Source organism: Sporosarcina sp. Y352 (genome assembly GCF_056786535.1).
Genome location: NZ_JBXCJE010000006.1, coordinates 123,844 through 136,126 on the forward strand (window position 1 = coordinate 123,844; position 12,283 = coordinate 136,126).

Here is a 12,283-nt window from a genome sequence, read left to right on the forward strand (position 1 = left end):
TGGAATAGATTGCGTCCAGATTTTGAATTGAGCCTGTGCCTGCAGGACGCGACGAATTTAGGACACCTTTTGACTAGCTGAAGGCTCATACTAAGTGAACTTGTTTGAGAAACCGAGCTATTATCCAAGAAGTACAGCTAGTCTTTGATCCCAATCCATCGTTCGTTTATCGAATGGAATCGACTTTTGTCCAACAGTGCCTATAAATTCTGCAGTTCTGCAAACTGAACAACAATATTGAGGTTTCACTTCACAGTTCTCACCAAAAAAACGTAAAATTTCGTGTCGAATGCATTGATCTGAGTGGATCAGTCGAAGCATCGTCTGTAGCTGTGCCTCTTTTTCCCTTATTAACTCATTCATCCGAATAATAACGTCTTCGATTGGCATCCGTTCAATATAGTAATCCATGACACGTTTTCCTGTTTCGCTGATTCGCGCTAATTCTGCAGCCTCATTAGGTGAAACATTATTCTCTAGAAGCTGTTGATAATGCCGAATTTCAGTTTCTTGCGGTATATCATCTTGAACAATAAACCGTGTTCTCGATTCGTCTTCTTGAGAAAAAAGCAATGTTGCAGCAGATTGTTTACCGTCCCGGCCTGCCCTTCCAACTTCTTGAATATAACTTGCAATGGCCTGGGGCACATGTTCATGGATTACTTGACGGATATCATTCTTATGTATACCCATGCCAAAAGCATTTGTAGCGCAAATCCAACTAATTTCACCAGTAATGAACTGCTCTTGGATAAATGCACGATCTTCTTGTTCTTTACCAGCGTGGTAAGATGCGACTGATACACCGTCCGTCTGGAGGATTGCTGAAAGTTCATCCGCACGTTTTCTTGAAGCAACGTATATAATTCCAGGACCCTGTGTTTCAATTATACGACTTCTTATCCAATCCGTTTTCATCATCCCGTTGTCAACTTTAATAATCGAATATGAAATATTCGGACGATCAAGTGATTGCTGATGGATGATTGGTGTCCGTAACTGTAAATAATGGCAAATATCAGCTTTTACCTTATCATCCGCTGTAGCCGTTAAAGCCAAAATACCCGGACGCGCCACACCGTTGAACAATTCCCCAATCCGTAAGTAATCTGGCCGAAAATCAAATCCCCATTGCGATATACAATGCGCCTCATCCACTACGAATAACGACACATTCAAAGTGCGGAGTAGTGCAGTCACTTTTTTCTGCAACAGCATTTCAGGTGAAATAAAAATAAATTTATAATGCTGCAACTCATTCATTATTCGTGTCTTTTCAGAATAAGTGTGGAATGAATTCAAAGCAACCACTCGTTTTTCACCATTTCTTTTCATGATGGCCACTTGGTCTTCCATTAAAGCAACCAAGGGTGAAACGATTAAGACTGCTCCTTCAAAGACATATGCTGGTAGTTGGTAGCAAAGGGATTTCCCAATGCCTGTAGGTAAAATGGCGACCGTATCTTTACCTGCAATTACATCTCGAATTACCTCCTCTTGACCCGTCCTGAATTGGTCAAAACCAAATTTCTCTTTCAAAATTTTGTGCATCTCCACTAGCATTCCACTCCAGTCCGAGCACCTAGAATTAGTCGTAGTTGAAAATAGGACAAGTGCTCGAATTCCGATTTCAGCACTCGAAGTCTTCGTGTTCCAAATTCACTAACCTTCAAAATGACTGCCACTACATCTTCCTCTGAAACAAAATCAGTTAGAGGGAATTCTAAGTCATTAATAGACATTTCGACGAAGTGATCTTCAATCGTACTTGTTTTCAATTTACGTACATTGACTATGTCTTCAATCGATAGTCCACGGATAAAAAGCTGTTTCGTTTTTACTGACGAATCAGTCAAGTATGTCGAAACCTTGACGTTTTCAGCTAATTTTCGCAACAAAGGCAAATCGGATGAATTCAAGATTACAGTTAGTAACATATGTAATGCTTCTATAAAAAGTAGACGGATGTCAAATGGATTTTGTTTCAAAGTATCCGATAATTGATCCCAAGTCCATCCGCTCATTTTAAAACCGCTCAATCGATAGGTGATAACTTGCTTTTGAATGTCGTCTATTCCGCTTCGTGTAAAGCAAACGCGAAGCTCTTCGCTAAGCAAGCGAGAAAACGCAGGATCGCCAATAGGCAAAGTATGTAAGATAGATTTTACAAAGTGCTGGATATCGCGGTCTTTTTGAACTGGCATGAAAGACTTTTCACCTGCCTTAAAATTAGAGACCGTTTGAACTGTAAGCGATAACCTTCCAAAAAAAATCATTTCACGACCTCTATAATCCCAACCGTTAAATTGATAAGATTGAATTTTTGCGACTTCGGCATTTCCCTGTTCAGTCAACTTGACGTATGAATCATTCATGGTTAAAATAAGTTCTTGATCCGCCAATTGATGAGCAACTAAATTAAACTCTTCTAACGACAATTTTGGTAAAATGCCAAAGAATTCTTTTAAGCCGTAATATTCGACATCCTGCAAAGTCTGACCCGATTTTTTGCCGCGTAATAGGTGAAAACCCGCATAGATTTTGCGTTCCCCATCTATTCTACTTATGATGGTTAATAGTATTGAAAATAGATTCATTTTGAATTCCTCCGATAAACAAACGTTTTTTGTTGAAAACTCTTGTCAACATCATTAGAATGGATTATGAAGTAAATTTTTTGTACGGAGAAAAGAGGAGAAAAAGACTATGCCTAAATATACAATCGTCGACCAAGATACATGCATCGCATGTGGGGCGTGTGGAGCAGCTGCTCCAGATATATACGATTATGATGACGAGGGGATTGCTTACGTTATCCTCGATGATAACACGGGTACAGCGGAAGTTCCAGAAGAACTAATGGAAGATTTGGAAGATGCTTTCGATGGCTGTCCAACCGATTCAATCAAGACCGCCGATGCACCATTTGATGGCGATGCGTTAAAATACGAAAATTAATTTCAAATTAGTAGTCGACATACACCAACCAGTATTACTAGCTCAGCGCATCTCAGTTGACGTCGGAGATACCATACCGACCCAACTACACTAGATTACTCCACAAGCATGTCCTATGCAGTGTTGAACGCGCTGAACTCACCTTCAGGTCACTAAATTAATTAATACATAGAAAAGCCGTACCGGTAAAACTTCCCGGTACGGCTTTTCTCTATATAGTATTTTGACTCGTTACATTTGTAATTCAAGAAGCTAATTGTGACCGCTGTTGAGCAATCCATTTTTGCATACTATTGAAAAGTAGCAATGTAATAACCATTAGAATAACACCTTTGACAAGGTTAAATGGTAAGATTCCCAATACAATCATCGAGTACAATGCATCACCTGACATAGCCGGCATATTAAGGAAGTAACCGTACATTGGCAAGAACAATACATAGTTCAGGACGCTCATGCCGACTGCCATCGCAACTGTTCCAGCAATCAGACCGACCGTAAGGCCTTTAGCCGTCCGGAATTTATTGAAGATGAAATAGATAGGTAGTATAAAGAGTACACCCGTTACAAAGTTTGCAAGTTCTCCTACAGGTACTCCTGTCGGGCTTCCTGACATGAACCAGTGCATAATATTTTTAAGCAATTCAACCGATATTCCAGCTACAGGTCCCATAGTCATAATTGCCAAAACGGCAGGAATCTCACTGAAATCGATTTTCAGAAATGCCGGTAATGCAGGTAACGGGAAGTTAAACTGCATCAAAACAGTTGAAATACTCCCTAGTATCGCGATCAAAATCATCTTACGTAATTTCTTGTTTGTCATTTGTTCCTCTCTCCTTTTGCGATTCACTTCAAAAGAGGAAAGGCCGTTCCATCCTATATATGTCGACAAAAAATCCCTAAAGCAAATAGGCTTTAAGGAGTTAAAAGGTACGTTTCGCTTTCGATACATGTCGCAATACGTCATCAGCTTCGCTCGTTCACATCAATATGTGTCTAACTTAAGGACACTCTGGTGTTCACTTACTTGCATCTATTGCTGCATTCATCTCGAAATCTTCACAAGTTAAAAGGAATAAATCTCCTATTTACCCATGATTAAACAAGCACCCTTTTTGTGGACAACACAAAAAGATGGCCGCACCTTCACCTTCTCCCATCCAGACTATACTGTCGGCTCCGGAATCACACCGGTATCAGCTGTTAAGCTCGCGGGCTTGGAAAAAAAAAGTTCCTTTACCGCCGGTCGGGAATTACACCCTGCCCCGAAGATGAATCAATATTATGTTACATTTCTATTGTATATATAAAAGAGTGCTTTGTAAACAGTTCAGTTTACAAAGCACTCTTTTTTCATTTCAAAATGAAAGGTAGCGGATTAGACCCAATCGGAACCGGTAAAGGTTGAATGAAGTTAAAACCGTTCCATTCTTCTTGAACTACATTTTCAAATTGAAGCTGTTCACCAAAGCTAGCGGCCGTTAACAGCATACCTTCAATCATTAACATTCCTTTTGTCGGCTCAATCGCTTCCAAGTCCAGGGGTTTTGTGAATGTTACAACAGTCACTTCAGTTCCTTGATTTACTTCAAATTCGATAGCAGCTGGAATGACTGACTGAAAAACATCATTTGGCTTTATCCTCATCTGTTGCAGTGCTTTTACGATAGATGGCTGCGTTTGCGAAAAGTTGGATGAAAGAAACTGCTGTCCATCTTCTTGCTCAAATAAGTAGTAATTAAAGTGATTGATACCACTCTTTAACACCATTGGCGTACTGGGCTGCCCGACTTCGGAAAATACGACTGCCGATTCATCTTCGTGCTGAAATTGTATTTCTTTAAAATCATAAAACGTATCCTGTAATGTATTGAAATACACTTCCATCGAAGCAGACGCCAAGTCGTAGCCATGCCCCTTCGGAAGCCGGTGGATAAGGTCTAAATCATCCCGAATAAAAACACCTTCATAAGGGTGATATGCAGTAAATCCGAGCGCTTCCTCGTCGATACGCACCGCATATTTTGTGTATAAATCATAACTTGTCGGATTCAAAGTTCCAAAATCCGCTTCGATTTGACTGTTTGGAATAACGAATGAAACAGGAATGCTTGATGCCTGATCACCTGCAAGCCCTAAATGGAATAATGTAGCGTCTGCGAGATCTACGGGATAGACAGCAAAACGATGCATACTACTCTCCACGTTCGCCATAATAGTAGAGGATTCCTCCGTCTGTTTTTCGGCCGTTGCCATTTTAGACGATTCATCTCCTACCGTAGAAGTGTCAAAGTCATCACTCTTCGTCACAGCCGAGTCTGCACTTTCAGACTTCATTGCGCTGTCATCTCCCCGAAACATCGATGGGATTAGAAGCCCAACAACTAGCAGAGCAGCGATAGCTACCAATGCCGGCATCCACCTTAAAGATCGCTTGCGACGGTGGTCGCTCAGCCTTTCATCCTGCTTAAGCCGTTCAAGAATCCCCGATTTTGAACGGTTATCCTCTATATCAGGCAAATCTCCAAGGAGATTTTCAATCTTGTTGTTATTCCATTTATTTGGGGTCATCAAGTTCCCTCCCTTCTGTCGGAAGAGCATTCAATTTCTTTTGTAAAGCTTTGATTGCCCTGTGTTGAGTGGTCTTTACTTTGCCTTCTGTCCAGCCAAGGATTTCAGCTGATTCAGCAATTGAAAGGTCTTGGAAATAACGCATAATGATAACCATTTTTTGATCACCTGTACACGTATTAAGTGCGTTTAACAGCTCTTGCATTTCTTCACTGAGTGTAACGATTTCCTCCTGAAGGATTCCTGTCGAAACGAGCTCACTTTTTTCCCAGTCGAATTTATCAAAGAGATGTTTTTTTCGCACTGTGTTTTTCCTGAAATAATCTATTGCGACATTTTTGGCAATTGAAAAGAGCCATGTCTTTTCGGAACTTTTCCCCTCAAAACCGACGTACGCCCGCAGCACCCTTACATATACTTCATGCATAAGGTCTTCAGCTTGATCACGGTCCCTTGTCAAATAGATAAGAAACTTGAACACATCCTGATGATACTGCTCGTATAGTCGGTGAAAAACGGAGTCGTTCATAAAATTCCCCCGCTCTATTAATTAGTCGTTCTTCAAGCTATTTAGTTACATATTTTTTAATAGCAATGTACAACAGAAAATCGTACCTTCAACGTCGCCCCTTGTTGCAGTAATTCTGCCGCCGTGGGAGTCGATTATACTTTTCGCGATAGCAAGTCCTAGGCCCGTACCGCCTTTCCCCCTTGTTCTCGCTTTATCCGCTTTATAAAATCGTTCGAAGATGTACGGAAGATCCTCTACTGGAATCCCAACGCCTGTATCCGTGACTTTTATTTCAATCTTATCTACAAGCTTTTCAATACTAATTTTGACGCTACCTCCATCAGGCGTATGGCGTATGGCATTGTCGATTAAATTAGTAAATACTTGCTCCAACCGATCTTCATCAACGTTTATAATTAATTCTTGGGTTTCTGGAAATTCGAAAGACAGTTCAACATTCGCTTCTCGCGCTACTTGCATGAACTTAAATACAATTCTGTCCAGGAAAGGGATTATTGACAAATCATCTTTGTAAAGCCGCATATGACCGGACTCCATCCTAGCGAGATCCAGAAGATCCGTCACAAGGCGTCCCATTCTTTTCGACTCATCGTGAATGATTTGCACCATCTCGTCGCGTTCCTCATCACTGTTGGTCACGCCATCTATAATCGCTTCACTGTAACCCTGCAGCATGGAAATGGGCGTTCGAAGTTCATGGGATACGTTTGCGATGAAATCTGAACGGAGCTTTTCAAGTTTATGCTGATCCGTCATATCTCTTAAGACTGCAACAGCCCCACGAATACTATTTCCGCTATAAAGCGGGCTTATCGAAATACCATAGAACTGACCATTCAGTTCCAATTCATCCTCCACTTCCTCAGCAAACGTAATTACGTGTTCAAGCATATGAAAAATGGCTGGCGGTATATGGCGATTTCCTTCTAGTTCCTCATTTTTAATATACCAATTTTGCAAGAGTCTTTCTGCTTGGGGATTACTTAAAAGAATCGTGTAATCACGATTGAATGTAATGACAGCATCCGTCATTGATGTCAAAATACTTGAAAGTTGTTCCTTATCCTGATTAATTAGTTCTACATGATATTTAAGTTGTCTACCCATCTGATTAAATGCCGTAGCGAGTTGACCAATTTCATCATTTTGATTTACAGGCAAACGAGTGTCGAAATTACCTTTTGACAATTCAAAAGCAGCTTGCCTAAAACTCCTTAAAGGTAGAGTAATTCGAGTAGACAGGAAGAATGCAAAAAATGTCGTTAAAATAAATGCTATAAATGCTGATAAAAATACAATATGCGTAGTTCTTTTCGTAGTTCTGTGGACAGCTTCAAGACTTTGGTAAATGACAACCGTACCAGTTACTTCATTTTCTATTTCAAGTGGGTAAGATAAAACTAGATATTTCTCCATGACATCTTCTTCAATATTAGAAGGTAGAATCATTTCCTTCACGACTGGCTTATCCAGTTTTTGATTGAATTGGAATAGAGATTCATTCAGGATTTTTTCCTCTATCTTTTCCTGGTTTAAGCCCTTATGAAACGAATCGGTAACTTCTCGGTCGGAACCCACAACCATTGCATTTGTTTCTTCGTCAAGAATGTCATGAATAATTACTTGCATCGAAGGTCCACCTTCATGATCTTCGACGATTTTACCGATTGTCGTTACTACCCTTCGTAAGGTATCCTCGGCTTGTTGCGTATGAAAATTATCAAGGAATTCTAGTAACAGTACTGTTACGATAAAAAGGACAAAGGAAACGAGAAGCAATATGGTTGCCCATAGCTTCCCGACAATTGAATTCCATATCCTATTCATTAGGAATCTCGAACTTGTAGCCGACTCCCCACACAGTGACAATCATTTTTGCCGCCTGTTCAGAAACGCGACTGAGCTTTTCTCGAAGTCGCTTAACATGCGTATCGACAGTACGAAGGTCGCCAAAGAATTCATAATGCCATACTTCTTTTAACAATTGCTCTCTGTCGAAAACTTTGTCCGGCGACTTCGCAAGGAAATAGAGAAGTTCATATTCTTTAGGCGTCAGCGCCACTTCTTTACCATCTGCTGTAACACGGTGTGCATCGTGATCGATTGTCAATTGTGGAAAAACGACTAAATCTTTCGATGTAGATGCCGAAGCTGATCCCGGGAATGTAACTGATCTTCTTAATATCGCCTTAACGCGCAGTACAACTTCACGCGGACTGAACGGTTTCACTATGTAATCATCCGCACCGGCTTCAAAACCGGTTACTCTGTCGGACTCCTCACCTTTTGCTGTCAGCATTATAACAGGCGTCATTATTTTCTTTTCTCTCAATTCTTCCAGCACTTCAAGGCCATCTTTTTCAGGCATCATTAAGTCAAGTAAAATACAGTCATAATTATTAATAAGAGCCTTTTCAAGAGCTTGGGCTCCATCAACCGCTTCGTCAATTTCATATCCTTCTCGCGTAAGATACATATTTAACAGACGGCGGATTCTCTCCTCGTCATCTACTACTAACAGTTTCAACTTTTCGTCCATAGATGTATACCCCTTTCAACATGCTTCTTATTCCATTGTACAAGTCGCCATGTAAAAAAGAAACAGAAAAGCGGCGGTGGCTTGCTTTGTCCCCGTTTCAATATGACGGATCAGTGAAGTACAGTAGTTTTTAATGAATCGTTCGGATGTTTTTATGTAAACAAAAAAAAACTTCATAGAAGTAGTTACCCAACTACTTCCATGAAGTTCTAAATTACTATTCAATTGTAAGTTTCCTTACCTTGTCTTAAGCATAGGAGTGTAACCCAGCAATGATTAAGTTAACAGCAATTAGATTAAACATAATAATAACAAACCCGATAACTGCTAGCCATGCTGATTTCTCGCCGTCCCACCCTCGTGAAAAACGCAAGTGAAGGAATGCGGCATAGAATAACCATGTAATAAGCGCCCATACTTCTTTTGGGTCCCAACCCCAGAACCTTGACCAAGCCTCATGAGCCCAAATCATAGCGAAGATGAGTGCACCGAGTGTGAAGACAGGGAAACCAATCAATACAGCACGATACCCAATTTCGTCCATCATTTGCGAATTCGCTTTTTTAGCGAGAGGCTGTAGCAATGCCGCAATTGGACGTCGGAAAATAAGTCTCAGAATCAAGTATAAAATGATTCCGCTCGCGATTGACCAGACAAATGTTGTAAGTGTTTTCGCATTAATGATTGGCGGCATTTCGGCAAATGGCGTCATTACACCTGGTGTAAGCGATTCATAACCAGCCATTCCGAAAAGTGGTGGATAATTGTACTCAATTTTAGCAGGTTGTTCATTTTTATCAATGTATGTGAATTCTGCTTCATAGCCTGCTATTTTAAACGACGTCGAAGACAATACGAACCCAATTACTAGTATAAGCGTGAAGATAACCGCCTCTAGCCAGAAACGCTGTTTCGACTTTTTCGTCATATCAATATTCTTCAATAAGTAGATGAGTCCCGCAACAGCACTAATCGCAAGAATCGATTCACCAAGTGCGGCCGTAATTACATGAACCCACAACCAATAACTTTTCAGTGCGGGAATAAGTGGTGTAATTTCCCTCGGGAACATACTTGCATACCCGATGATAATAATCGCGATTGGCAGCGCGAACAAGCCGAGTGATGGCGTTCTATAAATGTAATATAGAAGAATAAATGCCCCTACGAGCATCATTCCAAATGCTGTTGTAAATTCGAACATATTACTTACCGGGGCATGTCCTGATGCTATCCAGCGAGCAATGAAATAGCCTACATGGGTAATGAATCCGATAATCGTAATCGTAATTGCAATTTTGCCCCATCTGTTGTTTTTATAAGTAGTTTCCGATTTAGCACCTTTTACCGCACCGCCGAAAAAAAGCGTTGCGACAAGATATGCGATAAATGAAACTAAAAGTAGATTAGCACTTAAGTCTGCAAGTCCCATTATATTTTGTCCACTTCCTTATCTTCCAAGGTAGATTCTTTGTCTTGTCTGTCTTCATAATATGGTAACTGTGCAACTTCTTTTACTTGATCCAGGTCTTTCTTCAAGGAAAACCAGTTTTTATTTGTATGACCGGCAACTAACAGCCCGCCGTCAGTCCCTTTTTGAATCCAAATTCTTCTATGGTGCCAATAAGATCCTTGCGAGACACCAATCATGAAGATAATCCCCCCTACAAGAAGGAGATATAACGTTTTATCCTTGCGTACTGTAAGTCCCGATATATCTCGGGTTTCTGCACTAACGAAATTCACTTTATAATCATTGACTTCCGTTTCGAGTGTTTGTTTGATCGCAACAAAGCTCATTTCACCATCAGGCTTATCCGGAGTCACCATTTTAAAGATGAATGCAGGATTGTTCGGTATCGGAGATTTCGATATTGGTTCCCCGTTCTCAACCCCATCATAGTCAGGATAATAATCACTCAGTACAACGCTTGCGCCATTCTCAAGCTCGTAATCACGTTCCGGATTGTTAAGGTCGACCGTGAATTCCCCGAATGATGAACCCGTCGCTTTTTCAGTTAAATTGAACGTCATTGATTTTAATTCATCTAGACGAAAATCCATTTGAAACACGTTATAGCCATCAAATTTTAATGGTTTATTGACAATAATTGAGTAGTCCTTCACGAACTCTGTCTCATTGGAACCGGGAAGACTACCTTCCTTTTTTTGATACAAAGAGACATCGGTCTGATAGTTTTTCGCAATCATGCCAACACGTTCGAGCGCATCACCGAACACTTCGTCAGCTTCCTCTTTTGTATAGTTTTCTATGATGAATTCTTTACTTTCCAAAAAGTAACCTTCTGCCCCCGGAATAGAGCGTGTTTCTCCTTCGCGGATCCACATCGTTTCATCTACATAAAACCCAGGTATACCACGCAGTAGAATACCGAATAAGAAAATGATAAGTCCCAAGTGATTGACGTACGGACCCCATCTTGAAAAACGGTTTTTCTCTGCAAGTATTGCTCCGTCTTCCGTCTTCACGTTGTAACGAAGTTCCTTCAGTTTCTCCTCCGCTTTTAGAAGTGCGGCATCTGGATCTTCCGAAGGTCCTTCGCCATAGAGACGTTGTTTTTTCATGAAGGAAGGATGGCGTTTCGTACGTTGCTTTTTCAATGATTTATAAAGTGGAATAACCCGATCGACACTAGCGATGATGATGGATGCTCCAAGCATTCCGACTAGTGTGATGAACCACCAGCTATTGTACATATCATGAAACCCTAGTTTGTAATAAATGGTTCCAGCAAATCCGTAAAGTCTTTCATAGTAAGCAGCTAACTCCACTTCTGTGGATGCAGGTACATATAATTTCTGTGGGAATATCGTCCCGATTGCAGCTGTCGCGAGAACGGCAACAATAATACTGATACCAATTTTCACACTTGAAAAGAAATTCCATACTTTATCAACTATTGAACGTTTATATGTCTGCGATCTTCTTGCCGAACCTTCGTAGCGCATGTCAACAAGTTTACTTTCTTTCGCTTCTTCTGTTTGCGGTCTACCACATCGCTCACAAAGCACTGTGCCAAATGGATTGTCATGACCGCACTGGCATTTGATTTTGCTCATTCTGGATTTACTCCTTAAGAGGGTTGAATGCTTTCCATGAGTGTAATGATCTCATCTTCAGACATTTCCCTTGTTATGATTTGTTCAATTTCGCCGTCTTTATTGATAAGAAAGGTCGTAGGAAGCGGCACTATATTATAGGCTTCCTTAACACTCTTATCCTTATCGATTGTGATTGGAAAAGTCAGGCCATACTGGTCTCTAAACGTTTCAACCTTCAAATCAGATTCGGCGATATTGACTGCAAGAATATTGACGCCTTTTTCTTCAAATGCTATATGTTGATTTTCCATATATGGCATTTCCTTTTTACAAGGACCACACCAAGTTCCCCAGAAGTTCAGGAAAACGCCCTCGCCTTTATAATCAGATAACTGATGCGTGTTGCCTTCCAAATCGACAAGCTCGAAATCGGGGGCTTTATCTCCAACCGCTAATACTTTCACTTTATCTTTCGAAGCGATGGTATAGACAACTGCTGATACGAGAAGCAACAGCACAAACGTCCTAATAATTAGACGAGATTTCTTTTTACCTGCCTTAGCCATATGCACTACCTCCTAACAATAATTAAGCTCTGCCTTAAATTATAACAAATA

Annotated in this window: 11 protein-coding genes and 1 riboswitch; of the genes, 1 reads left to right on the forward strand and 10 read right to left on the reverse strand. The window is 40.6% G+C overall.

Annotated elements, in window-relative coordinates:
- Positions 1 to 120: 120 nt before the first annotated feature.
- Both AC1TO6_RS12320 and AC1TO6_RS12325 read right to left on the reverse strand, forming a co-directional pair.
- On the reverse strand, positions 121 to 1,551 hold the full coding sequence (locus AC1TO6_RS12320; RefSeq protein WP_482102020.1) for a RecQ family ATP-dependent DNA helicase: 1,431 nt from the start codon (positions 1,549 to 1,551) through the stop codon (positions 121 to 123).
- A gap of 5 nt (positions 1,552 to 1,556) precedes the next feature.
- The gene (locus AC1TO6_RS12325) at positions 1,557 to 2,597 is read right to left on the reverse strand and encodes a YpbB family protein (protein ID WP_482101901.1); all 1,041 of its coding nucleotides are present in this window, start codon (positions 2,595 to 2,597) and stop codon (positions 1,557 to 1,559) included.
- A 109-nt stretch (positions 2,598 to 2,706) separates the two neighbouring features.
- Here AC1TO6_RS12325 and AC1TO6_RS12330 point away from each other — a divergent pair, with 109 nt between their 5' ends.
- Positions 2,707 to 2,958 carry a ferredoxin gene (locus AC1TO6_RS12330; RefSeq protein ID WP_482101902.1) on the forward strand — a complete coding sequence of 84 codons (252 nt, stop codon included), beginning with the start codon at positions 2,707 to 2,709 and terminating at the stop codon, positions 2,956 to 2,958.
- Between the two features lie 244 nt (positions 2,959 to 3,202).
- Here the strand turns inward: AC1TO6_RS12330 and AC1TO6_RS12335 are convergent, their stop codons facing one another.
- The 8 genes from AC1TO6_RS12335 to resA form a co-directional block, all read right to left on the reverse strand.
- Positions 3,203 to 3,784 (reverse strand): ECF transporter S component, encoded by a 582-nt coding sequence (locus tag AC1TO6_RS12335; protein WP_482101903.1) that lies wholly within the window; start codon positions 3,782 to 3,784, stop codon positions 3,203 to 3,205.
- Positions 3,785 to 4,105: 321 nt separating this feature from the next.
- Positions 4,106 to 4,238: riboswitch (FMN riboswitch) on the reverse strand.
- 76 nt (positions 4,239 to 4,314) lie between these two features.
- On the reverse strand, positions 4,315 to 5,532 hold the full coding sequence (locus AC1TO6_RS12340) for a hypothetical protein (RefSeq protein ID WP_482101904.1): 1,218 nt from the start codon (positions 5,530 to 5,532) through the stop codon (positions 4,315 to 4,317).
- The gene (locus AC1TO6_RS12345; protein ID WP_482101905.1) at positions 5,519 to 6,061 is read right to left on the reverse strand and encodes an RNA polymerase sigma factor SigX; all 543 of its coding nucleotides are present in this window, start codon (positions 6,059 to 6,061) and stop codon (positions 5,519 to 5,521) included. The genes AC1TO6_RS12340 and AC1TO6_RS12345 overlap by 14 nt, the downstream gene beginning before the upstream one ends.
- Positions 6,062 to 6,106: 45 nt before the next feature.
- Positions 6,107 to 7,891: an ATP-binding protein gene (locus AC1TO6_RS12350; RefSeq protein ID WP_482101906.1), complete on the reverse strand. Its 1,785-nt coding sequence runs from the start codon at positions 7,889 to 7,891 to the stop codon at positions 6,107 to 6,109.
- On the reverse strand, positions 7,884 to 8,603 hold the full coding sequence (locus tag AC1TO6_RS12355) for a response regulator transcription factor (protein WP_482101907.1): 720 nt from the start codon (positions 8,601 to 8,603) through the stop codon (positions 7,884 to 7,886). The genes AC1TO6_RS12350 and AC1TO6_RS12355 overlap by 8 nt, the downstream gene beginning before the upstream one ends.
- A gap of 247 nt (positions 8,604 to 8,850) precedes the next feature.
- Positions 8,851 to 10,035, reverse strand: a complete 1,185-nt coding sequence (gene ccsB, locus AC1TO6_RS12360; protein WP_482101908.1) for a c-type cytochrome biogenesis protein CcsB — start codon at positions 10,033 to 10,035, stop codon at positions 8,851 to 8,853.
- Positions 10,035 to 11,684, reverse strand: coding sequence for a cytochrome c biogenesis protein ResB (resB, locus tag AC1TO6_RS12365; protein ID WP_482101909.1), 1,650 nt, complete (start codon positions 11,682 to 11,684; stop codon positions 10,035 to 10,037). Before resB ends, ccsB begins: the two co-directional genes overlap by 1 nt.
- 14 nt (positions 11,685 to 11,698) lie before the next feature.
- Entirely contained in the window at positions 11,699 to 12,232 is a 534-nt protein-coding gene (gene resA / locus AC1TO6_RS12370; RefSeq protein ID WP_482101910.1) for a thiol-disulfide oxidoreductase ResA, read from the reverse strand.
- Positions 12,233 to 12,283: the final 51 nt, after the last annotated feature.